A 23,486-nucleotide genomic window follows, 5' to 3' on the forward strand; every position below is an offset into this window, starting at 1 on the left:
GCTTACTCCGCCGCGATCAGGTGACGGCCGGTCAGCGCGCGGGTCAGGTGCTCGGCATACCAGTTGGAGAACTGAATGACGCCGCTTTCCTGCACTTCCGAATACGGACCGGGTTCATAGGCGGGGGAGTTGATGCCCTGCTGGTTGTCCTCGACCACGATGCGGTCCTCGTCATTGGTCGCCATCCAGACCTCGGTCAGGCGCTTGATGTCATAATCCTGGCCCTCAACCGCGTCTTTGTGCACCAGCCATTTGGTGGTGACTTCGGTCTCGGTCGGGCTGATCGGAGTGACCCGGAACACAAGAGAATGATCCGGCAGGAAGTGGTTCCAAGTTGTCGGATAGTGGAACTTCAGCAGCGTGCCGGCATCGGCAAAGGGCACCCGGCCCAGCGGCTTGGCCACCGCGGCCTTGCCATCCATGGTATAGCTTTCCGCGCCCTCATTCAGCGGCATCCGCGCCAGCCGGTGCTGACCGCGCGCATCCATGCGGAACTGTGCCGGGCAGCCTGCCGCTTCGATCCGGTCAAAGTGCTTTTGCAGATGCGGCGGGGTCTCGCCGCCCTCAACGCCAGTGACAGACGGATCTTCCGGGAAGCTCCGGCACAGCGCCGGGTGGTTGCCGCCGCAGTGATAGCATTCGCGGTTGTTTTCCCAGACCAGCTTCCAGTTGCCGTTCTCGATGATCGAGCTTTCATAGGCGACCTTGGCATTGCCCAGGTCATGCGGCTCCAGATAGGGGCGGGCGACGTCGGCAAAGGCGTCAAAATCCGGTGCCTCATCCGCCAGGCAGATATAGATCAGACCGGCCAGATCACGGCAATGCACCGGCTTCAGCCCGTGTTTGGAGGCATCGAAATCCGGCCCCATGTCCCGCGCCCACAACAGCGAGCCGTCCAGCTCATAGGTCCACTGGTGGTACGGGCAGACCAGCTTGGGAGAGCTGCCCTTTTTCGCCTTGCACACAACCGAACCGCGGTGGCGGCAGGCGTTGTGGAAAGCACGCACTTCGCCATCAGTGCCGCGCACGATGATGACGTTATACGACCCCACCTGATGGGTCACATAATTGCCCGGTTTCGGAACTTCGCAAGCGGGAATGGCAAACAGCCACTCGCGGTAGAAAATCTGCCGCATGTCCAGATCCAGCACCCCCGGATCGGTATAGAACGCCTGTTCCATGGAATAGTTTTTCTGCCGGGCCACCAGTTTGGCCAGAATCTCGCTGTCCTGAAGCATTTGCTTCTCTCCTTTGCCGCATCCCCGCGACGGGTTGGCTGGGTGCAGGCATGGGGAGAGAGATTGCAGGCCGCACGCCCGCAACCGCCCTGCCGCCGCCCGCGGTTGACGTTGTCTTGGCAAGGCTGGTTTCCGGACTGTCCCGGGGCCATTCGGCGGCGGGGCCTGGCACCTTCCCGAAGCGCTTGCTTCAGTGGTCATTGCCATGCCTTGCCCGGGGTCACCGTTGCGGGGGCAGTGCCGGAATTTCACCAGCTTCCCAATTCTCCGCCCCGAAAGGCGGCACCTTGCTACCCGCGGTATTGCCCGATTTCCAACAAAGGGACGGAGACAAATCCGACCCGCGAAAACCGGAAAAAGACATGCATGTTTCTTGCGCCCAAGGGGCAGAACACGCCCGGAATCTCAAACCGGCACCTGTCAGTCTGTTTGCGGCAAGACGCTGAAGTCGCAAGCAGACCCACGCGACTCGCGCAACCGAATCGATTCGCCCTCCACTGCGCAGCCGCCGCATGCCCTTTGCCGGCACGTCAAAGCGGCACCTGCAGCCCCGCTTTGACCCGGTTCACAACCACATTGGAGTGAAACCGCCTGATGTTGGGATTGTCCGTGAACACCTGGCGGCTGAAATCCTCATATGCCGCCATATCCGTGGCCGTCACAATCAGAATGAAATCCGTGTGCCCAGTCACATAATAGCATTGCTGAACGTCTTCGAGCGCCAGCATGGACCGGCGGAACTCATCCAGAAGGTCGGTGCGTTCCCGCTCCAGCTCAACCTCGACAATAAAGGTCATCGGGCGGCCCACCGCTTTGGCCGACAGAACGGAAATATCCGCCTCGATGACGCCTTCCTCCCGGAACCGCTTCAGCCGCCGCTGAACGGAAGAGCGCGAGATCCCGGCAAGGCTCCCCAATTCATCAGCCGTCAGCCGGTTGTCCCGCTGAAGAATCGCCAGAAGCCGTTTGTCCGCATCATCAAGAATACTTGGCATACTGCTCACTCAACATCTAAGTTTCGATCACTTTACCCGAAGTCTGATAAGCTTTCAGGAATTTTGCCCGCAAACCTGCACTACTCTTGGCACCACAAACATACCTTGCCCGCCAAAGGACCTATCATGCGCAAATTGCCCGAACTGTCCCACAGACACGCCGACCACCGCAGCTACCCGCCCGGGGTTGCCTATATGGACGGGCAATACTTGCCGATGCACGAGGCAAAGCTATCGGTGCTCGACTATGGCTTCCTGCATTCAGACGCGACCTATGATGTTGCGCACGTCTGGGAGGGTGCCTTTTTCCGGCTGGAAGACCACCTGAACCGCTTCTTCCGCGGCATGGATGCGTTGCATATGTCGGTGCCCTACGGCAAGGCGCAAGTGACCGAAATCCTGCACAATTGCGTGGCCCTGTCCGGGCTCAGGCAGGCTTATGTGGAATTCATCTGCACGCGGGGGACCTCGCCGGACTTCAGCCGGGACCCAAGGCAGGCCGAGAACCGCTTCATTGCCTTTGCCATCCCCTTCGGCTCTGTCGCCAGCGAAGAACAGATGCAGCACGGCCTGCACATGGCGGTGACGGATGTGCAGCGCATCCCGCCAGGCTCGGTTGATCCCACGGTCAAGAACTACCACTGGCTGGACATGGTAAAGGGGCTTTACGCAGCCTACGGCCGGGGCGCCGACACTGCCCTGCTGGTTGATGGCAACGGCAATATATCGGAAGGCCCCGGTTTCAATGTTTTCGCCATCAAGGACGGCGCGGCCGCAACTCCGGACACCAGCGTCCTGCTGGGGGTCACCCGCCAGACGGTCTTTGACATTTGCGCACAGATGGGGGTCCCGTGTTCTGCCCGGAACCTTGCCGTTGAGGATCTGAAAAAGGCCGATGAAGTCTTCGTAACCTCAACGGCAGGCGGGGTCATGCCAGTCACCCGCATTGACGGGCAACCGGTTGGCACCGGCAGGACCGGCCCGCTCTTCAACCGCATCCTGGCGGCCTATTGGCAGCTTCACGATAGTGGCGAACATCGCGACCCGGTCATGTATCCGGAGCCGGCGGGGAAATAGCCGCGCCAGACTGTGGCGTGCCAGACAGAACAGGGCCGCCCTACCAGCGGCCCCTCCTCACTTCGACTTCCAGGTATCCAGCCAGCGGCGGACCCGGCCCTTGCGCTCGGCGATTGCATCGCCCGCCGCATGCAAACTGTCCTCGGCGCTTTCGATCATCGGGTCGATGCGCGACCGGCGGAACCGGCGCCAGCGGACATAGACGGCCCAGAAAACCGCGGCCAGAAGTACCAGGAAAATGATCGAGAACCAGTTGGTGGGCTTGTCCTCCGGCCCTGCCACCGGATTGATCGTCACCGCATTGGGAAAGATCGACAGAAACTCGTTGCGCCAGCCGTAATGCAGCACCGCCACCCATTCCGGGTTTGCCTTGGTCGAGATGCTGTCATTTGCATCGGTATAAAGGTTCGCGGTGTCGAACTTGAAATAGGGCGGCCAGTTCCAGCCGGTATCCTCGTTGCGGTAGACCATGTTGCGGCCGTTACCGCGCACCGCCTGGATGAACTGCACATCGCGGTTGATCAGCTCAGCCGACTGGTCGTCCGGCTGCGACCAGAAGACCCGCGTCCAGTCGTTCAGCTCCTGCCGCTCCTCATAGGTGTTGACGATGCGCACCACGTCGTATTGCGGCAGCGTGTAATGCAGGAAGGCGCCGAACAGCACCCAGATGGTGATCAGGAAAGCCCATTTGATGAAACGCATCTGCTGCACCTCACATGAAGTTAATGACGTAGACCAGAAGCGCCAGCGCCCCCAGCGGAATGATATAGACCAAGAGGATCAGCTTGCGCCGGAACGAGCGGTCGTATTGTTTCAGCCCCCGCTGGATGAAGGCGCGGCGGTCGCCGGTCAACCCCTTCTGTTTCCAGCGGCGTTTCAACTTCATCCGCCGCATCTCACGCGAGTACAGCGAGACCGCACCATAGGCCACGGTCAGCACCACCAGCAGGATCAGAACAAGGCGGAAAAAGCCGAACATCCCTAACGCCCTCTCACCCGGTTCACAGCACCCCAGGGGCCAACCCGCTCAACCACCCCCTTGCGCCGGTTCCGCGGCAGCCGGGGCATCCGCCCCTCCATATCCGGCTCATGCCCGAAAAGTGCGGCGCGCGCGCCGGCCTTGTCCACCGCATATTCTCGTGCCAGAAACTCCGCCGCGTAAGATCTCTTGGTCTCCGGCCAGCCGCGGTACTGGCGGTAGAATTCCTCCTTGTGGCAGATGAACATCTGGCGGAAGTCATGCGGGCACAGCTCTGCCAGCAGCATGTTGACCAGATCCCGCTGGGCCGTGTCCGACGCCCGCAAGGAATAGAAATAGGCCGGATGGTCCGAGCGGATCTTCGGCCACTTGCCGCCCCCCTCAGCCCAGCGCACCAGCGCCGCCAGCCCCTCAAACTCCTCCGGCAGCTCATCCGCATGCCGCGCCGCCATCCGCCGCAGGTCCGACCGCGACAGCCCGGTCAGGTCCCGGCCCTTCTCCGTCAGCACCGAAACCGCCAGGAACCCCATCTTCTGCCGCAGGATCGCCGCGCCATCGACGCCGCGCGCCCGGACCACCGGCTCTGCCAGCCCGTTCAGCTCCAGGAACTTGGCAATCGCATTGCGCTCCTCCAGATCGAACACATGTTTCAGCGGCACGCCTTCGGGCTTTGCCCCGCTGGCAATCACCGCCGGATGCCCGGCATCCTGAAACACATAAAGCCCGCCGAAATGCGCGGTCCAGAAGTTCGACTGCTCAAAGACCTCATGCTCCAGATGCACCGGATTGCGGGTCACATCGCCGGTCTTCTCTGCCGTCGCAATCATCTCGCCGATCAGATCATCATTAAACCAGGCATCCTCCCCGGTCTTGAACCGCTCCACCAGTTCCGTCAGACGGTCAGCATGGCGCAGCGTGCCGCGGGTGGTATCCGCCTCGATCCGCACCTGGCGGATGTCGAACAGCTTGGCCGGTGAGGATACCTCAAACACCGAATTCACCAGCTCGCCCGCCACCGCATCCGTCGCGGTCAGCGCAAACAGCTGGCGTTCATTGACCTCGATGAACCGGCGCAGAATGTCCCGGCTGGTGGAGAATTTCACGTGAAGCAGCGGGCAGCGTTTCTGCTCTGTCGACAGCAGAATGAACTGCCGGTTCACGCCCGCATGGTTCAGATAGTGATCATCCCCCAGCTCATCGCCGATTTCCGGCGAAAACCCCGAGATATCGACGTGGAAGTCCTTCAGAGCCGTGGTCTTGCCGGTCAGATGCTTCAACGCGCGGTTATACCGCTCCACCAGCGCCGGCGAGGCCACATGGAAGAGATTGCCGAACATCAGGCCATGCTGGATGAGGCGTTTCATGCAGTCCTCCTTTCCGCATCAAGCGAGCAATCCGCCCGTTTCCAGAGCAGTTGCAACAATTCCCTGCCCGAGGCGCTTGCGGCTCGGGCAGCGCCCGTCCGCCCCCCTGGGCGGGCGCTTCGCTTCCGCCCGCGGACAGGCTCTGCCCTTGTGTTGTGCGATACGTCCATCACAACCTTCCTTGCGCCTTATCCAACGCCCGCCTTCCAAGAAATAGTGAAAGTCCAAAAAACACGGAAGTAACCGGGACCAACAAGGACATTGAGATCCGTTCCATGAAAAGGGCAGCGCCTAAGATGCCAGAAAAAGTGACAACGCCCTGCCCCATTTCGCCAACATGGAAAGCTGCAACGATCAGAAAGATCACCATTGGCACAAGGAGAACGGGAAGGAATGTCACGGAGAACGCTGATTTCAACGGCACCTCTTTCTTCCCAAGCCTGTGCCCCATCACGATCCCGGCAATCACAGCGTAGACCGCGGTGAGCCCCGAAACCACAAGAGCAACATATCCAAAGAAAATCCCCAAGACTTACTTCCCCTCCAGATACCGCCGCTTGGCCTCTTCCTGCCGCCCGAAATCGCGCACCATGTTCTCGATCGCCACCTCATCCGACTTATCGGCATAGCGGAACTCGCTGTCGGCGTAGCGATTGATCTCCTGCACCACCATGTCGACCGTGATCGGCACGCGCAGCTCTGCAATCATCGCGGATTTGGTCTCGTAATCCTTGAACAGGAACAGCTCCGGGTTCTCCATCCAGTCATCCGGCAGCTCGAAATCCATCGCCCGGACCTTGACCGCATCGGTGATGTTCTTGATGGCGCGGCCGGTGAAGCGTTCATCCGCCTGCTGAATGGCCTTCAGGTACGTGCCCAGCTTGGCCAGATCATCCATCTCGCCAATCTGATCCCGCACCCGGCCAAAGACCTCCATCAGCCCCGGCTCCTGCGGGCGGTTATAGGCCTCGAACGACCGCGCCACCGCCCGTCTGATCTCCTGCGCGCCGTACAGATCATGCTCGCCCAGCGGGATGCTATGGTTCTTGCCCATCAAGAGCGTCAGGATATCGATGTAATCCTCCCGCGTCTGCGGCCCGTCCACTAGGAACCGCGCCCCCGCCCGCTGGCGCAGCGCGTCGTCCACATTCTCCGGATAGTTGGAGAACATGCCAAAGGTGCAGTTGCCGCGCACCACGGTGTTGGCGCCGGCAAAGGCCTCCATGAACACCGCCGTCACCTCCTGCTGGCCCGCGCTGGACTGCCGGTCGCCGCGCTTGCCCGCAATCTGGTCGATGTCGTCGATGGTGCCAAAACCGATCACGCCCGGATCAATCACGTTCTGGATGAAGCTCTTGGCGTTCTGGCCTGATTTGCCCTGATAGCTGTCGATATTGTCGATGCCGAAATTCTGGTAGCGGAAGGCATAGCCCGCGTTCTGGCAATAGTCATGCACCAGCCCCGCCATCATCTGGATCAGCGTTGTCTTGCCGGTCCCCGGCTTGCCATCGCCCATGAAGGTAAAGATAAAGCCGCCCATCTCGGCAAACGGGTTCAGGCGGCGGTCGAAATCATAGGCCATCAGCATCTTGGCCAGCCGCAGGGCCTGGTATTTGGCGATATGGTTGCCCACCACCTCATGCGGCTTCTTGAACGCCATCGTCAGGGTAGTGGACTTCGCCTTGGCCGCCGCGTCAAAGCCGCTGATGGTCAGATCATCCGCCTCCACCCGCCAGGCCGCGGCGGAGAACGCCTCCAGCCGGCCCGCGGTCTGCGCGCGCAAGGACGCCTTCTCCATCAGCTGCTCGGCATAAGCCGCTGCCGCCGCAATCAGATGCGCATCGTCGGGCGCATGCTGTGCCAGCTTCTGGTCCAACTCCCACAGCGCCCCGTGCAGGGCCAGCGGCGCGTTGTCCGTCAATAGCTCCTCCGCCTCGCCTACCTCGGCCTGCGCCTCGCTCCCGTGCGGCGCCAGCAGATAGGCCGCAGCATTGGCAAAAACATGCGCCGCAATCAACGCCTCGGCGGCCAGCAGCTCGGTAAACTCCCCCTTGCGCGCCGCATCCAAAGACCCCGCCAAATTGGCCCGCTTCAGATCACCCAGCCCGGAGACATCCGCATAAGCCTCCCCCATCGCCAAGGAGATCGCCAGCGCCCGCCGCAGGCAATGCTGCAAGGTCGCCTGCAGCGGCGAGGTCAGCGGATCATCGTCATCCGCAGCTTCGATGCGGGCAATCAGATGCACCCCTTCGGGACGCGCGGTGGAGCGCGTCACCAGCCCCGGCGTGGTCGAGCGGAACCGCCGCCGCGTGCCAACGCCTGAGGACCGCTCCGGCGCCTTAACCTCCACCGCAGGCTTGGCAATGCGCGGCGTGTGATCAAACCCGTCCAGCATCGCCGCCGCAGCGGGGTAATGCTTGCGGATATCTTCTTCCCGCAGCTCCATCTGATTGCCTGAAATGCTCATCTCACCCTCTCAATCCGCCAGACGCTCCGCAAACTCCGGAACCCGCTCTTCATCTTTTCAAAAGTACTCCCGCCGGAGGCTCCCGCCGCAGCCACAACCGCAGGCGTCAATACCGCAGCACCTGCCCCGCCTCGCTCACCACAAACTTCTGCACATCGCCAAACCCCGGCGGGTCCAGCTCTGCCAGCACCTGGAACGGGCGCTGCGGCAGGATGATAGCGCGCTGGGTCCGGGTCGCGCCGGTGTCCGCGCCGCGCCCGCCAAAGGGGTCCAGCGCAAAGATCTCCCGCTCCACGGTGCCGAACCAGCCCGATCGCTCGTCGCGCACCTCTTCGCTTTCCAGCTCCTCCAGCGTCCAGGCCAGCGCCCAGTCCTGACCGGCAGGCGCCTCCGCTTCCTCCAGCACCCGGTGCAGCGGGCCGGACTGCTCGGTATAGGCGGAGGAATACATCGGGCCCACGTGGTAGCGGCGCAGATGCTTGGGGTGGAGGTCGTCGAAATCCTCGTCAAACCCCTTGGCGATGGTCACCAGCTTCAGCCCGGCCAGGGCCTGCGCCATCAGATGCGCCTGGACCTCGGGCCAGCGGCGCTCGTCCTTCGGCAGCGCCACCTTGCCGCTGTCCTCCAGCTCCATCAGGTAGATCACCGGCAGGTTCACCTGACTGTCATAAGCGGCCCAATGCAGCAGAAAGCGCCGGCGGCGCGGGCCAAGGTTTTCCAGCCATTCGCAAACCGGGTCGTTCTGCGTCCAGAACAGCTGCCCCTTCAGAAGCTCTTGGTAATAGAGCCGCTGCGACAGCGCGAATTGCAGCTTTGACGGCACCACCCGGTCCGAGATGATGGTGCGCACCATGTCGTCTTTGAGCTGCGCCTCGCTGGCCATATTGGCCAGATGCCGCTCCGCCTGCTGGGCGTCATTGGCCATGGTCATCAGCTCAGCCGCCACTGGAAAGCCACTGTCGCGCTTATCCATTGCCAGGCTGCCAAAGAAACGGCCCGTGTCGCGCCCCGCCATCAGGTATTTCATCGAAAGCGCGCGGAAGGTGAAATTGAGCCGCATCAGATAGGCCGTCAGCACCTTCACATCGGATTTCGTAAGCCGCCCCTCCGCCTGCATCGCCGCCGCCACCCGCGTCAGATGCCGGATGATGGCGTCGAACTTCTGGAAATACCGGCGCGAAGCAAAGGTATCGCTGAGGCCCGCGTGGTCGTTTGAGGGATCGGTCATGCCAAACCTCCGGGGTGCGCAGTGGCCCGGATCGTGCCCGCCCCGCCCCCATCAAACCGCAGGTTTGCTTCCGGCAAAACGGCGGACGCGGTTTGCGCCCCCCCTTGGGCCCGGCGCGATCCTTTGCGCCGAAATTCACTGCTGAATCTTTTCATTCATCCAACTTTCATATCGCGCGTACCAAATAGACAGACCCGGCACCCAAAAGCTGAACACTCGCAGCAGATACCGTATTCCCCGCAACAGCTCCGAAGACGCCAAAAAGCCAATCGCAAACCAAAGGCCCCAGTTTCCAAATCGGGTGAAACCAATTACGAAGAAGCCCGCCGCAACAAAACCGGCCACAACGGTGCTTATCAGAAACCGCTTTTTGAGCAGCGCTTCCCGGGAACCCGGCCTGGCATCACCAAGCAGAGAACGCCTTCGGTAAGTCATCCCCCATACAGGTTCTTGTCGTGCTTCTCGACAATGGCCGCAAACCGGCGGGCAAAGCGTTCGTCGGCCTTGGCCTTCTTCTCCAGCACGTCGCGCGCGAACACCATGTTGCCCTCATGCGCTTCCAGCATATCGGCCATCTTCTGGTTGGTGGCGGTGCCGATCGCCGCCATCGCGGTCTGGGCTTCCTTGTCGGTCTGCACGCCGATCTCGTTGATCCTATGCGCCACGTCCTGCTGCTGTGCGGTTTTCAGCGATTTCGTGAGCGCGTCATACAGCACCACCCGCTGCGCCGTGTCCGTCTGCAGCTTGTTGATCAGAACCATCTGCGTCGCCGCCTGGTTCTGAAGGGAGTCGACCCAGGTCTTGCCCTTCTCGATATAGCGCTCCAGCGTCTGGGACTTGGCGAGCTTTACCTGCTCCTCTTGCACCATCGCGTTGTACTTGGCGTTCAGATCCGCCAGCTCAGTCTCCAGCTTGGTGCGCTCGGCGGCGTCCTGCTCGACCGAGATCTTGTTCTCCAGCTCGATGATCTGCGGATCCAGCGCGAAAATTCCGGCCCGCACCGCTTCCAGCTCCTGCACCGTGAATTCGCGGTCGTCTAGCGTCGCCGTCAGGTTTTCCTGCACCTTCTCGCGCTGCTCTTCCAGCGTCGCCAGCTGGCCCTCCAGCAGCTTCACGATCACGTCGGATTTGGCAATCAGATCCTGCAGCTTGTCGTCGATATTGGCGGTGCGCATCCGCTCCTGGCGCATCGAGTCGGACTTGCCGCTGCTGAAGAAGCCTACAAAGCTCTCCCAGCCGGTCTTGCCCCGCATCTCGTCAAAATCTTTCGAGAAGGCTGCAGTCACATCGTCCAGCCCCATGATCAGCTCGGCGATGTTGGCGTTCATCACGTCCGTGTGGGCGTGCACATCCTCCAGCGTCGCGTTCTCGATGTCGATACTGGCATCCTCGCCCGCCTCGATCTTGCTGCGGGCGGTTTCGATGCGCGAGGTCAGCGCCTCGATCTTGGACTGCGACTCCCGCACCTTGTCCTGGCTCTCCGCCACCATCTTCTCAAATTGGGAAACACTCATAGTATCCGTTCCTTCCCCTGAATTACTTGATCTGGATATAGGAATGTAAACAGGATTTACATCCCCTGGGGCGGCACAATTCCACCCGGTTCAAACGCACTGTTGCAGAGAGGCCGCACAAAGAAAAGCCCCGGAGAACACTCCGGGGCCGCTTCGCCGAATTGCGCCGTTTCACATGGTTTGCTGCTTGCCCAGAACCAGAAAGGTCATCATCCCGAAGGGCGGAATGCTTTCCTGTTGCTCGATGCTCAGCCGGTCCTCCTGCAGCACTGTCTCCAGCGCAAAATCCGAATGCCAGCCGATCACATTGGCCAGCGGCGCCGAAAGTTTTTCCAGCGACGCCCGCACCCCTTTGCCGCTTTTGAAATGGTTGGTGATCACCACCTGGCCGCCGGGCTTCAGGACACGCGCAATCTCGCGCATCACCTGATCCGGATCAGGCACCACCGACAGCACATGCATCGCCGCCACGGTGTCAAAGGAATTGTCCGGGAAATCCAGGCTCCGCGCATCCATCTGGCGCAGCTCCTTGACCTGTTTCAGGCCCAGCTCCTGCACCTTTCCTTGCGCCTTCTTCAGCATGTCATGGCTGAAATCGATGCCGGTCACATGCAGATGCGGCGCGTAATGCTGCAGCGACAGGCCTGTGCCGACGCCGACCTCCAGCACGCTGCCCTGCCGGGTGTTGATATAGCGGGTCGCGCGGCGGCGGCCCGAGCGCGTCACCGCGCCAAAGGTCTTGTCATAGACCGGTGCCCAGCGCGCATAAGATTCTTCAACTGCCTTGATATCCAATTCGTCCCTCCCCGGACGTCATGGGCTAGTCCTTTGGCTTTGAAACCAGCCCCCAAATTACCATCACAACGTAGCCAAGGCATAACACGACAAGCACGGTCCATGCATAGGTCAGTAATGCCGCAGCCATGAAGGCAAAGCCGACAAGCAAATACTTAACATTCTCGCGGGAGATTTTAACCGCCTTTGGCGACCAGGTCTGAATATGGCTGATCATTGCCAATCCGATCACCACCATATGCAGGCAGATCAGCAGCTCCGGCAGCACGACCTCGCCGTCAAAGGCAAAGGCGACAAACATCGGCAGTAGCGCCAGCAGCGCGCCGGCAGGCGACGGGATGCCGTCAAAATAACCGCTGCGCCCCTTTGGCGCCTCCTCGGACTTGGTGCTGACATTGAATCGCGCCAGCCGCACCACACAGCAGACCGAAAACACCAGAACCGAAATCCACCCGGCGCCGCGCACGTCCTGCAAAGCCCAGAAATAGATCACCAGCGGCGTCGCCACGCCGAAGTTCAGAAAATCCGCCAGCGAGTCCAGCTCGGCGCCCATCTTGCTTTCGCTGTGCAGGGCGCGGGCCAGCCGCCCGTCCAACCCGTCCAGGATCGCGGCCAGGATGATCATCATCACCGCCAGGGAGTAATTCCCGAACACCGCAAAGCGGATCGCCGTCAGGCCGGCACAGATGGCGCCGATGGTCATCATGTTCGGCATCAGCTGGATCAGCGCAAATTCGGATTTCTTCTTTTCCGGGGTGTCATACATGCGGCGGTTCTTTCATCCTCGCGGGGCGCTGGGGCACGCCGCGGCCCATGGGCGGCCTTTGGGGCAAACCCCGGAGTAAAATTTACGGCGGTCTCAGCCGTGGCGAACATATGCCCCAAGCAGCGCCCCGGCGCAATGTGTGCAAACCCCGCACCCGCCCGCTGTGCGGCAAGTGTACAGGCAATACCCCGGCAAAGGAAATGGCACCGTGCATCGCACGGTGCCACGCCCAACTGTGATGGTCTCCCCAAGGGGAGGCCAGGAACAGGCGGGAGGCCCCCGCCTGCCAGCCTCAATCAAACGGTCTCAATCCAACAGGCTGAATTACCCGACGACGTTGAACTCCGGCCCATAGGGGTATTTGGTGATGTTCTCGTTGCCATCCTCATGGATGATCAGGATGTCGTGCTCGCGGTAACCGCCTGCTCCGGGCTGGCCGTCGGCGATGGTCAGCATCGGCTCCATCGAGATCACCATGCCTGGTTCCAGCACCGTGTCGATATCCTCGCGCAGCTCCAGCCCCGCCTCGCGGCCATAGTAGTGCGACAAGACGCCGAACGAATGGCCATAGCCGAAGGTACGGTACTTCAGCAGATCCTGTTCTTCAAAGAAGGCGTTGATCTGATGGGTGATTTCCGCGCAGCTTGCGCCCGGTTTCAGCAGCGAGATACCCAGCTCATGCGCCGCCACATTGGCCTCCCAGATGCGCAGGGACTCGGCATCCACTTCCTTCACGAACATGGTCCGCTCCAGCGCGGTGTAATAGCCGGAGATCATCGGGAAAGTGTTCAGCGACAGGATATCGCCGCGCTGCAGGGTGCGGCCCGTCACCGGGTTGTGCGCACCATCGGTGTTGATGCCGGACTGGAACCAGACCCAGCTGTCGCGGTATTCCGCATCGGGGAAGCGCTTGGCAATCTCCAGCTCCATCGCATCGCGGCCGGCCATCGCCACGTCGATTTCCCGCACGCCTTCCTTGACCGCATCGCGGATTGCAAAGCCGCCGACGTCTGCCACCGCGGCACCGGCACGGATCATGTCCAGTTCCGCAGCCGATTTGCCCATCCGCTGAACCATGGTCGGGTGGTACAGATCCACCAGGCTGGACGGCTCCAGGAAGCTCTCCAGCTTGGCCTTTTGCATCAGGGTCAGGTGATCGCTTTCAAAACCGACAACCGCGCCTGCGCCGCTGACCGACTTGATCGCACGCCAGAAATTGTCGCGCTGCCAGTCAGTGTAGGTGATGTTATCGCAGAACGACCGGCGCCAGGGCTGGCCCGCGTCGATGCCGGCAGAGATGGTCACAGCCTCGCTCGCCGTCACCACCAGACCGTAGGGACGGCCAAAGGCGCAGTAGGTGAAACCCGAGTAGTAGGAGATATTATGCATCGAGGTGAAGACAGCGGCAGTCACGCCAGTGTCGGCCATGATCTTGCGCAGGCCGGCAATGCGCGCCTCATACTCCGAGACGGCAAATTGCAGCGGTGCTTTTTCACCATTGTGAAAACGGTACATTTCAGGACGTGAAGTCATATCAGACCCTTCCTTCTTACAAGAAAGGTCCCGGCGTTCAGGACGGTTTTTGAATGCTGGGGGCGGCATGTATTCCATGCGGCGACGCCATCGCCTGGCCCTTGCGCAGAAGATGCGGCGGAAACGGGATTCTGGCAAGAAGTTTTTGCAGCAGGCCCGTATGGTGGGCGGTTCCGCCCACCGCCCCGCTCTCAATTCACGATCAGCGTTACCAGATCGCTTTCCGGATCCGCAAGCGGGTCGATCACGTTGAAATGATGCTTGCCAAAGGCAATCACGTGATCCGCCTCCCAGGCCTCCACCAGCCAGATCGCCTGATCCAGAAACGCCGGGCGCTCCTCGCCGCCGACCCAGACTGTGACCGCCGCCGGGTAGCGATCCTGCATGTCCACCGGGCTTTCAGCAATCGCCGCGGCGGAATCCATCTTGAACTTCTGGTTCATCGTGGTGCGCAGCAACGGCCGCAGATCCGCCAGCGGCGAGATCGGGATCACCGTCTTGATCCGCGCTCCCACATCCGCCGGCAGCAGCGCCTTGTCGAGCATCCGCGCCACCAGATGGCCGCCCGCCGAATGGCCCGCCAGCGCAATCGGCCCCGCGACTTCGGCAGCAATCCGGGTCACTGCCGCAGCAATCTGGCCGGTGATATCAGAAATCCGCACCTCGGGGCACAGATCATACGACGGCATCGCCACTGCCCAGCCATGCGCAATCGCCCCCCGCGCCAGATGCGACCAAGTGCTTTTGTCGAAGGCTAGCCAGTATCCGCCATGCACAAAGACAAACACCCCCTTGGGCGTTCCCTCTGGCAGGAACAGGTCGAACCGCTGCCGCGCGCCGTCGCCATAGGGAATGTCCAGCCGGGCGCGCTCATGCAGGCTGTTGCGGAAATCCTCAGCCGAAGCCGCCCAGCGCGGCGGATAGCTGTCCGCATTTTCGATATATGCCCCATTGGCATAGGCATCATCCAATTCCATGCCCAATCTCCCCTGTTCTTATTCTTTGCGGCTACCTGACAGTCTGACACAGGACATGTCAAATTGCCCGTCTGAAAAACCCCAGCCGCCCCGTGCGGCGGGAAATTTGATCAAATTCTGGACTCATCAATGTTTCTGGACTTATTTAGGCACAGCTGATTTGCATTCCAGCGACAAAACACCCGGGAGGCCCGCTATGCTCGACGCAACAACAGACCTGAAATCCCTGCTCAAAGACCCCAGCCTGCTGGAAACCCGCGGTTACATCGGCGGCCAGTTTGTTGAGGGTGAAAGCACCTTTGACGTCTCCAACCCGGCCCGCGGCGACGTGATTGCGCAGATGGCCGATATCAGCCGCCCCCAGGTGGCAGGCGCCATCGCCCAAGCCGAAGCGGCGCAAAAGGACTGGGCCAAGTGGACCGGCAAGGAACGCGCCAATGTCCTGCGCAAGTGGTACGACTTGATGATGGCGAACCAGGAAGACCTGGCTGTGATCCTGACCGCCGAGATGGGCAAGCCGCTGGCGGAATCGCGCGGCGAGATCGCCTATGGCGCATCGTTCATTGAGTTCTTCGCCGAGGAGGCCAAGCGGATCTACGGCGAGACCATCCCCGGCCACCAGCGCGACAAGCGCATCACCGTGCTGAAACAGCCGATCGGTGTGGCCGCGTCGATCACGCCGTGGAACTTCCCCAACGCGATGATCACCCGCAAGGCAGGTCCGGCGCTGGCCGCAGGCTGCGCCTTTGTCGCCCGCCCCGCCGCCGAGACCCCGCTGTCGGCCACCGTTCTGGCGGTGCTAGCGGATCGCGCAGGCATTCCGGCAGGTGTGTTCAACGTGGTGCCGTCGTCGCGCGCCTCGGAGATCGGCAAAGAGTTCTGCGAAAACGACGCAGTGCGCAAGCTGACCTTCACCGGCTCCACCGAAGTCGGCCGCATCCTGATGCGGCAGGCGGCGGACACTGTGATGAAATGCTCGATGGAGCTGGGCGGAAATGCACCTTTCATCGTGTTCGACGACGCCGATCTGGACGCCGCGGTTGAGGGCGCCATCATGTGCAAATTCCGCAACAACGGCCAGACCTGCGTCTGCGCCAACCGGATCTATGTGCAAGCCGGCGTTTACGATGCATTTGCGGAGAAGCTGAAAGCTGCGGTCGAGAAGATGAACGTCGGCGACGGCCTCAACGACGGCATTCATTTCGGCCCGCTGATCAACATGGAAGCGGTCGACAAGGTGCAGGAGCATATCGCTGACGCAACCTCCAAAGGCGGCGAAGTGATCCTGGGCGGCAACCCCTCCGAACTGGGCGGCAGCTTCTTCCAGCCGACCATCGTCAAGGGCGCAACCCAGGACATGGCATTCGCCACCGACGAGACATTCGGCCCCCTCGCCCCGCTGTTCAAGTTCGAGGACGAGGACGAGGTGATTGCGATGGCCAATGACACCATCTTTGGCCTGGCCTCCTATTTCTACGCCAAGGACCTGAGCCGCGTGTACAAAGTGGCGGAAGCGCTGGAATACGGGATTGTGGGTGTGAACACCGGCATCATCTCCACCGAGGTGGCCCCGTTCGGCGGTGTCAAACAGTCCGGCCTGGGCCGCGAAGGCAGCCACCACGGCATCGAGGATTACCTGGAGATGAAATACATCTGCATGGCAGTCTGATCCGCTGACGGATCAGACTACGCAGGTCAGTGCCGGATCATCGCCCCGGCCACCTGATTGATGGCGCTGGTCCAAGCGGTTTCCGTCTCCGGGTCCAGCGCCGGGCCAAGAACATCGCGCAAAGCGGCAATCAGCGCCCGCTTTGCCGCCTCGCTTTCCCGTGCGCCAAGCTGCAGATGGGTGTGGGCCTGGTGCAATTGCGAGCTTAGCTCTGCCAGTGTGCGCGGATCGTCAAGGTTGCGCACGCAGGCGGCGATCATGGCCATCAGCATCGCCTTCTGTTTCACAAAATTTCCATGAAACATGCCGCGCGCCTCTGGCAGGCGGGTGAACAGATGCACATAGAACCGTTCAGCCAGATCTGCCTTGCGGGCAAAAACCCCGGCAAAGCTTTGCTGAACATGCTGGACTTCCTGAAGTTCCATAAAACCGCCTTTGCGCTGCGGCACCAATTACACTGCCTCCAATCCTGCCTCCCAAAACCTAAGAAACATTTACGTCTGCAACCATAACTGGCAGCTGTCCATCCAGGTGCAGCCTGGAGAGACGAAAAAGCCCCCTGGAGAAACCAGGGGGCTGAAGCACTCGAACCTTGGCCGCAGGATCAGTTGACCGCAGTGGCCTCGATCTCGGCACGGTTCGAGCGGGAGGAGGAGATTTCGATCCGGCGCGGTTTCAGCGCCTCCGGCACCTCGCGGTGCAGATCAATATGCAGCATGCCGTTTTCATGACTGGCCCCGGTCACGCGGACGTGGTCGGCCAGAGTGAAACGGCGTTCAAAAGCGCGGGTTGCAATCCCGCGGTGCAGGAAACTCCGGTCTTCGCTGTCCTCGGCCTTTTTGGCGGCCACAACCAACGCGTTTTCCTTCACTTCGACGTTCAGGTCGTCTTCGGAGAAGCCGGCAACGGCAATCGAGATGCGATAGCTGTCGGCGTCGGTTTTCTCGATATTGTAGGGCGGATAGCTGGACTGGGCTGCATCCGCACTAAGGGCGCGGTCCATCAGGCTGGCGATCTGGTCGAAACCGATGGTGGCGCGGTGCAGCGGTGCAAAATCAAATGTACGCATAGTGTCATCCTCATACATGAGCGATTTCAGGGCGCCTTCCCCGCGGGGACAGGCTGGAATTTTCCGGGCCCCAATCAGCGGCTGCCCGGATAGACCTGAGATAAGAACGGAAAATACGGCTTCAAGAGGGGGATCAGTCGCCCACGGTCACAAATTTTGCGCCGCCGGATGATGCGCCGCCACCAACCCGGATGCGCTTGATCCGCCGGTCCGGTGCGGCCACCGGATTGCGGCGCAGCTGCGCCTTCAGCTCCGCCACCCGCTGCGGCAGCTTCATGCCAAAGGCGACCTGCTTGCCGCGGTAATTGCCGCCGCCGGAGACCAGCGCCAGGATCCGCCCGCGCCCGCCCACCTGCGAGAACACCGGTGCCCCGGAAGAGCCGAAAGTGACATTGCAGTCGATCATCAGCACATCGCCGCTTTCCCCCATCAGATTGCACCGGCGCTGGCGCGACAGCGCCTCGGCACGGCCCTGTCCATAAGATGTGACAGAGATGCTGCTGCCGTATTCGCGACCGGAATGCAGTGCAAAAGCATCTGCCTGGCCGCTGAGGATCGGCGCGGTCAACCGGATCAGCGCCACGTCGTGGCGGATGTTATCCAGATCAAGCCGTCCCCGCGGATTGAACCCCGGATGCGCGGCAATCTGCAGTGCCTGGCGTTCGGCAATGGCCTGCCCGTCGCGCAGGCCGGCGCGGAAGGTGATCTGCTCTGCCGCGCGCAAGTTCCTGTTGCGGTTATAGACACAATGGGCTGCGGTCAGCACCAGTTCCGGCGCGATCAGCGTTCCGGTGCAAAAGCCCTGGCCGTTCAACTCCAGCCGGCCAACGGCCTCCCAGCCCAGCAGGTCATCGCGGTCAGTCAGCCGCCGCAGACCGGCGCCCTGGGCCGTTGCCTGCCCGGCGTACGCCAGTGACGCAACAGCCAGTATCAAGGCGCGCCAGATCATTGACTGATGAACTTCGCACCAGAGGAGCTGCGCCCCTCCCCCACCTTCACCCGGCCAACGCCGGGCGGCAGACGGCCACCCGTGTTCACACCTGTCAGCTGCGCCTGCAGCAGGGTCAGTTCCTCTGCCAGAGCAGAACCGAGCGAGACCCGCTCACCGCTGACCTCGGCCTTGGCGGAGATCACCGAAACAATCCGCGGGGTGCCGCCCTCAAAGGAAAACACCGGCGCCCCGGAGGAGCCGAAATCGACGTCGCAGGACATCACCAGAACCCCCTGCTGGCGCGCCATCACCGCGCAGACCTCCTGCAGGGACGGCGCCTCGGACCGGTCATGCGCATAAGACACTACACCGATGCTGGCCCCCTTGCGCGGGCGTTCGTCGGTTTCAAAAGGTGTCACGGTGGTGTTGCGGATCGGGCGCTGCAATTGCAGCAGGGCAATGTCGTTGCGCACCCGGTCGGTCGACAGCTCTCCGTCATAGACATATGAGGGATGCTGCACCGCGCGCCGCACACTGCGGTAGGCCGAGGCGCGGCCGTTGCGCCAGCCGGCCCGGAATTCGATGGTGGCAGGGTCGATCCGCGCCTTGGTCTGGCTGTCATAGAGACAATGGGCGGCGGTCAGCACCAGATCAGGCGCAATCAGCGCGCCGGTGCAAAACCCCTCGCCGTTCACGTCAAGACGCCCGACCGCTTCCCACTTGCGGCCCGCATCCATTGTGTCCATCCGCTGCAAAAGACTGTCCTGCGCCATCGCCGCCGCCGGCAGCACGGCTGCCAGAACCGCCAGTATCCACTGCCTCACATGTCTCTCCTCTTGTCCACCAGTTGGGAGATTACGGGTCCGTTCAGGCAAAATTAGGGCAAATGCGCGGTTTATGCAGCCGATTCTTTGGCCATGGCATCAGCGCAGGACCGGCACCTCCGGCGCGCGTTTGCCCGGCGCCGTCAGCGCAGGCGGCTGCGGGCCGCCGGTGGCCCAGTCCAGCAGCTCCACCGTGTGCACGATGGGCAGTTCCGTGCCGGAGTCGATCTGCATCATGCAGCCGATATTACCCGCGGCGATCAGGTCGGGCTGCTTGGCCTCCAGCGTCTTGACCTTGCGCGCCTTCAGTTCGGTGGAAATCTCCGGCTGCATCAGGTTGTAGGTGCCGGCCGAACCGCAGCATAGATGGCTGTCAGCGGGTTCCACTACCGTGAACCCTGCGCGCCTCAAGAGCGTCTTGGGGTGTGTCTTGATCTGCTGGCCATGCTGCAGCGAACAGGCGGCGTGGTAGGCAACGGTCAGCCCCTTGTCCGCACCCTCGGGCAGCTCCAGCTGCATCAGTAGCTCAGAGATATCCATGGTTCGTTCCGACACCCGCGCAGCATCCGCGGCCAGCGGAGCGTTGCGGAACATATGATCATAGTCCTTGACCGTAGTGCCGCAGCCGGAGGTGTTGATCACGATGGCGTCCAGCCCCTGCCCGTCCATCTCCGCACCCCAGGCGCGGATGTTTTTCGCAGCCGTGGCGTGGCTTTCCTCCTCGCGCCCCATGTGATGGGTGAGCGCCCCGCAGCAGCCTGCTCCCTTGGCCACCACCACCTCGCACCCCAGCCGGGTCAGCAGGCGGATGGTGGCGTCATTGATATCGGTATTGAGCGCCTTTTGCGCGCAGCCGGTCATCAGCGCCACGCGTTTCTTCTGCGGCGCGGCAGGGGCAAAGCTTTGCGGATCGTCGTTGCGGCTGACCGGCGGAATGTGCCGCGGCGCCATATCCAGCATCGCCCTGAGCCGCGCGTCCGGCATCAGCCCCTTCAACGGTTTCGCCAGTTTCGCCCCCAGCAGCGCCAGGCGGAACCGCCCCGGATACGGCAGAATCCGCGCCAGCAGCCAGCGCAGGGCGCGGTCGCTCCGGGGCCGGTCATAGTGTTTCTCGATATAGGCGCGGGCGTGGTCGACCAGATGCATGTAATGCACGCCCGAGGGGCAGGTGGTCATGCAGGCCAGGCAGGACAGGCAACGGTCGATGTGCTTGACCGTCTTTTCGTCCGGCACCCGCTCATTTTCCAGCATATCCTTGATCAGGTAGATGCGGCCGCGCGGGCTGTCGAGCTCGTCTCCCAAGACCTGGTAGGTCGGGCAGGTCGCGGTGCAAAAGCCGCAATGCACGCAGGAGCGCAGGATTTCATTGGCGCGCTTAGTGCCTGGGTCCTGCAACTGTTCTTCGGTGAAAGTGGTCTGCATCTCTTACCCCATCAGCCCCGGATTGAGGATGCCCCGCGGATCGAACTGGCGCCGCAATCCTTCGGAAATCGCCGCCAGCGGCGCGGACTGCGACTGAAACACGCCAAGCCGCTTGCGGGTGTCTGCGCCGGCCCGCACCAGCGTGGCATGGCCCGGCACATTGATCCTGGCGCGCAGATCGGTGCCCGCGGGCACCAGCGCCCAGATCAGCCCGCCGCCCCAGTCGAACTGCAGCGCCTCTGCCTGCAGCCGCGGTGCCAGCGCAACGGCATCGGAAGGCTTCACCGAAATCCGCCAGACATCGCCGCCCCGCCCGTGAAAACCCGCGGCATCGCGGATGCCTTGCCACAGGCCGGCGTCCTCGTCTTCGATCCTGGGACTGCCAAAGCCGGCCAATTCCGAAACCAGCTTGCGGCACCGGTAGGCCGCTGAATCTGCAAACCCTTCGACCCGGACAAAAGCTGTTTGCTTCTCCGGATTATAGGCCGCACCGGTCACATCATAGGGGGATCCCAGCGCCGCGGACATCGCTGCCACTGCATCCGCCGGTTCAGCGCCTTCAACTGCAACTGTTGCACATGCCTCCGCCTGCGGCAGAACCTTCAGCGACACTTCGCTCAGCACCCCCAAGGTGCCATGGGCGCCGCACATCAGCTTGACCAGATCATAGCCGGTGACATTCTTCATCACCCGGCCGCCGTTCTTCACCGCTTGGCCCGAACCATCCACAAAGCGCACCCCCAAGAGGTGATCGCGCGCCGCGCCCGCCTGGATGCGCCGGGGGCCGGCAACATTCCCAGCAATCACCCCGCCAATGGTCGGCTCACCTTCCGTGCCCAGCAGCCCGCGATGATCCATCGGCTCAAACGCCAGCCGCTGGTTTTCCGAGGCCAGCAGCGCCTCCACCTCCGCCACCGGCGTGCCTGCCTTGACCACCAGCGTCAGTGCGCCGGGTTCATACAGTTCAACACCGGACAGGGCGCGTGTGCTCAGCCTCTCGCCATCCACATCCAGCCCGCGGGTGCCGCCGCCCTGAAGGCACAGCGGCCCGCTTGCGCCCGCAATCATTTCAGCCAGTTCGGCCTCGTTCTGAGGTGTCATGGTTTCATCTTTTCAAAAATACTCTGGGGGTTTGGGGGCAAAGCCCCCATTATTCAGCAGCCAGCGCCACGTCCCGGCGATCTTGGGTCGCTGACAGTGGAAACACTTTGGCCGGATTGAGCAGCCACTTCGGATCGAACACATCCTTGACCTTCAACTGCGCCTCAAGGTCCCCGGCAGTGTACTGATACAGCATCAGATCGCGTTTCTCGATCCCCACCCCGTGTTCGCCAGTCAGACAGCCGCCCGCCTCGACACAGAGCTTCAGGATCTCGGCCCCGAAAGCCTCGCAGGTTTCGAGATCACCGGGCTTGTTTGCGTCAAACAGGATCAAAGGGTGCATATTGCCGTCGCCGGCATGGAAGACATTGGCCACATCCAGCCCGAATTCCCGGCTCATCTCGCCGATCCGGCGCAGAACATATGGCAGCGAGGACACCGGGATGGTTCCATCAAGGCACATGTAGTCGTTGATCTGCCCCATCGCGCCAAAGGCTGACTTGCGGCCCAGCCAGATGCGGGCGGCCTCGTCCGCATCGCCGGCTTCGCGCAGCTCTACCGGATTGTGGGACCGGGCAATTTCAATGATCAGCCCCAGCTGGTGGTCTATCTCTGCCGGGCTGCCCTCAACCTCAATGATCAGCAGCGCCTCGCACTTTGGGTAACCTGCCTTGGCGAATGCCTCGCAGGCCTCGATGCAGGGCCGGTCCATGAACTCAATCGCCACCGGCAATACGCCTGCCTTGATGATGTCCGAGACACAGGCCCCTGCCACCTCATTGCTGTCATAGCCGACCAGAATGGGCCGCGCGCCTTCGGGTTTGCGCAGGATGCGCAGGGTGGCCTCGGTCACCACGCCCAGCTGGCCTTCGCTGCCGCAGATCACCCCAAGCAGATCCAAGCCCCCGGCGTCCAGATGCGCGCCGCCGATTTCCACCACAGTGCCGTCCATCATCACCAGGGTCACACCCAGCAGGTTGTTCGTCGTCACCCCGTACTTCAGGCAATGCGCCCCGCCCGAGTTCATCGCGATATTGCCGGCAATGGCGCAGGCCAGCTGCGAAGACGGGTCGGGCGCATAAAAGAAGCCCTCCTCCTCCACCGCGCCGGAAACGCTGAGGTTGGTGCGTCCGGTCTGCACCCGGATGATGCGGTTCTGGTAATCGGTTTCCAGCACCCCATTCATCCGCGCCACCCCCAGAATAACGCAATCCGCCGTCGGCAGCGCCCCGCCCGCCAGCGAAGTGCCCGCCCCGCGCGGCACCACCGGCACGCCTTCCTCGTGGCAGATCCGCAGGATGTCCGAGACCTCCTGCGTATTCCGCGGCAGCACCGCCAGCAGCGGCGGGCATTTATAGGCCGTCAGCGCGTCGCATTCATAAGCACGGGTCTCCGCCTCGTCCTGGATCACCGCATCACCAGGCAGCACAGCCAGCAACCGCTCGGCAAGCCGCGCCTTGCGGGCCAGAATGGCGGGGTTCGGGGATGGCATCTCCATGGGGTTCTCCTATTTGGTAAAATAATATTACCAATTACC

22 protein-coding genes and 1 riboswitch are annotated in these 23,486 nt (G+C 62.0%); of the genes, 2 read left to right on the forward strand and 20 right to left on the reverse strand.

Going from position 1 to position 23,486, the window contains the following annotated elements; translation table 11 throughout:
- Nucleotides 1-2: 2 nt before the first annotated feature.
- Both A2I95_RS08200 and A2I95_RS08205 read right to left on the reverse strand, forming a co-directional pair.
- Nucleotides 3-1,238: an aromatic ring-hydroxylating dioxygenase subunit alpha gene (locus A2I95_RS08200; RefSeq protein WP_291729305.1), complete on the reverse strand. Its 1,236-nt coding sequence runs from the start codon at nt 1,236-1,238 to the stop codon at nt 3-5.
- 105 nt (nt 1,239-1,343) lie between these two features.
- Nucleotides 1,344-1,543, reverse strand: a riboswitch (cobalamin riboswitch).
- 225 nt (nt 1,544-1,768) lie between these two features.
- The gene (locus tag A2I95_RS08205; RefSeq protein WP_291729306.1) at nt 1,769-2,233 is read right to left on the reverse strand and encodes an Lrp/AsnC family transcriptional regulator; all 465 of its coding nucleotides are present in this window, start codon (nt 2,231-2,233) and stop codon (nt 1,769-1,771) included.
- 126 nt (nt 2,234-2,359) lie between these two features.
- On the opposite strand from A2I95_RS08205, the gene A2I95_RS08210 reads away from it, so the two are divergent.
- Nucleotides 2,360-3,310 carry an aminotransferase class IV gene (locus A2I95_RS08210; RefSeq protein WP_291729307.1) on the forward strand — a complete coding sequence of 317 codons (951 nt, stop codon included), beginning with the start codon at nt 2,360-2,362 and terminating at the stop codon, nt 3,308-3,310.
- A 57-nt stretch (nt 3,311-3,367) separates the two neighbouring features.
- Here A2I95_RS08210 and A2I95_RS08215 read toward each other — a convergent pair whose 3' ends face one another.
- From A2I95_RS08215 to A2I95_RS08265, 11 genes are all read right to left on the reverse strand, one after another.
- Nucleotides 3,368-4,012 carry a DUF1523 family protein gene (locus A2I95_RS08215; protein ID WP_291729308.1) on the reverse strand — a complete coding sequence of 215 codons (645 nt, stop codon included), beginning with the start codon at nt 4,010-4,012 and terminating at the stop codon, nt 3,368-3,370.
- Between the two features lie 10 nt (nt 4,013-4,022).
- Nucleotides 4,023-4,289: a hypothetical protein gene (locus tag A2I95_RS08220; RefSeq protein ID WP_291729309.1), complete on the reverse strand. Its 267-nt coding sequence runs from the start codon at nt 4,287-4,289 to the stop codon at nt 4,023-4,025.
- Between the two features lie 2 nt (nt 4,290-4,291).
- Nucleotides 4,292-5,653, reverse strand: coding sequence for a DUF6638 family protein (locus A2I95_RS08225; protein ID WP_291729310.1), 1,362 nt, complete (start codon nt 5,651-5,653; stop codon nt 4,292-4,294).
- A gap of 169 nt (nt 5,654-5,822) precedes the next feature.
- Nucleotides 5,823-6,182: a hypothetical protein gene (locus A2I95_RS08230; protein ID WP_291729311.1), complete on the reverse strand. Its 360-nt coding sequence runs from the start codon at nt 6,180-6,182 to the stop codon at nt 5,823-5,825.
- A gap of 3 nt (nt 6,183-6,185) precedes the next feature.
- Nucleotides 6,186-8,120 carry an ATP-binding protein gene (locus tag A2I95_RS08235; protein WP_291729312.1) on the reverse strand — a complete coding sequence of 645 codons (1,935 nt, stop codon included), beginning with the start codon at nt 8,118-8,120 and terminating at the stop codon, nt 6,186-6,188.
- Between the two features lie 106 nt (nt 8,121-8,226).
- Nucleotides 8,227-9,348, reverse strand: coding sequence for a hypothetical protein (locus tag A2I95_RS08240; protein ID WP_291729313.1), 1,122 nt, complete (start codon nt 9,346-9,348; stop codon nt 8,227-8,229).
- Between the two features lie 431 nt (nt 9,349-9,779).
- Nucleotides 9,780-10,862 (reverse strand): hypothetical protein, encoded by a 1,083-nt coding sequence (locus A2I95_RS08245; protein WP_291729314.1) that lies wholly within the window; start codon nt 10,860-10,862, stop codon nt 9,780-9,782.
- Nucleotides 10,863-11,033: 171 nt separating this feature from the next.
- Entirely contained in the window at nt 11,034-11,657 is a 624-nt protein-coding gene (locus A2I95_RS08250) for a class I SAM-dependent methyltransferase (RefSeq protein ID WP_027257425.1), read from the reverse strand.
- Nucleotides 11,658-11,682: 25 nt separating this feature from the next.
- The gene (locus tag A2I95_RS08255; protein ID WP_291729315.1) at nt 11,683-12,423 is read right to left on the reverse strand and encodes a phosphatidylcholine/phosphatidylserine synthase; all 741 of its coding nucleotides are present in this window, start codon (nt 12,421-12,423) and stop codon (nt 11,683-11,685) included.
- A 324-nt stretch (nt 12,424-12,747) separates the two neighbouring features.
- Complete coding sequence (locus A2I95_RS08260; RefSeq protein WP_291729316.1) at nt 12,748-13,956, reverse strand: aminopeptidase P family protein; 1,209 nt, start codon at nt 13,954-13,956, stop codon at nt 12,748-12,750.
- A 191-nt stretch (nt 13,957-14,147) separates the two neighbouring features.
- Complete coding sequence (locus tag A2I95_RS08265) at nt 14,148-14,933, reverse strand: alpha/beta hydrolase (RefSeq protein ID WP_291729317.1); 786 nt, start codon at nt 14,931-14,933, stop codon at nt 14,148-14,150.
- A 196-nt stretch (nt 14,934-15,129) separates the two neighbouring features.
- Between A2I95_RS08265 and A2I95_RS08270 the strand changes: the two genes are divergently transcribed.
- A complete protein-coding gene (locus A2I95_RS08270) occupies nt 15,130-16,602 on the forward strand; it encodes an NAD-dependent succinate-semialdehyde dehydrogenase (protein WP_291729318.1) in 1,473 nt (490 codons plus the stop codon).
- A gap of 26 nt (nt 16,603-16,628) precedes the next feature.
- Here A2I95_RS08270 and A2I95_RS08275 read toward each other — a convergent pair whose 3' ends face one another.
- The 7 genes from A2I95_RS08275 to A2I95_RS08305 all read right to left on the reverse strand — a co-directional run bounded on the left by A2I95_RS08275 (nt 16,629) and on the right by A2I95_RS08305 (nt 23,447).
- Nucleotides 16,629-17,027, reverse strand: coding sequence for a globin domain-containing protein (locus A2I95_RS08275; protein WP_291729319.1), 399 nt, complete (start codon nt 17,025-17,027; stop codon nt 16,629-16,631).
- Between the two features lie 179 nt (nt 17,028-17,206).
- Nucleotides 17,207-17,671, reverse strand: coding sequence for an Hsp20 family protein (locus tag A2I95_RS08280; protein ID WP_291729320.1), 465 nt, complete (start codon nt 17,669-17,671; stop codon nt 17,207-17,209).
- Nucleotides 17,672-17,804: 133 nt separating this feature from the next.
- Nucleotides 17,805-18,620, reverse strand: coding sequence for a trypsin-like serine protease (locus A2I95_RS08285; RefSeq protein WP_291729321.1), 816 nt, complete (start codon nt 18,618-18,620; stop codon nt 17,805-17,807).
- The gene (locus A2I95_RS08290) at nt 18,617-19,375 is read right to left on the reverse strand and encodes a trypsin-like serine protease (RefSeq protein WP_291729369.1); all 759 of its coding nucleotides are present in this window, start codon (nt 19,373-19,375) and stop codon (nt 18,617-18,619) included. The genes A2I95_RS08285 and A2I95_RS08290 overlap by 4 nt, the downstream gene beginning before the upstream one ends.
- 150 nt (nt 19,376-19,525) lie before the next feature.
- Complete coding sequence (gene glcF / locus A2I95_RS08295) at nt 19,526-20,848, reverse strand: glycolate oxidase subunit GlcF (protein ID WP_291729322.1); 1,323 nt, start codon at nt 20,846-20,848, stop codon at nt 19,526-19,528.
- 3 nt (nt 20,849-20,851) lie between these two features.
- The gene (locus A2I95_RS08300; RefSeq protein ID WP_291729323.1) at nt 20,852-21,949 is read right to left on the reverse strand and encodes an FAD-binding protein; all 1,098 of its coding nucleotides are present in this window, start codon (nt 21,947-21,949) and stop codon (nt 20,852-20,854) included.
- A gap of 49 nt (nt 21,950-21,998) precedes the next feature.
- A complete protein-coding gene (locus A2I95_RS08305) occupies nt 21,999-23,447 on the reverse strand; it encodes an FAD-linked oxidase C-terminal domain-containing protein (protein ID WP_291729324.1) in 1,449 nt (482 codons plus the stop codon).
- Nucleotides 23,448-23,486 lie beyond the last annotated feature (39 nt).

The sequence above is a fragment of the Leisingera sp. F5 genome (genome assembly GCF_001593695.1).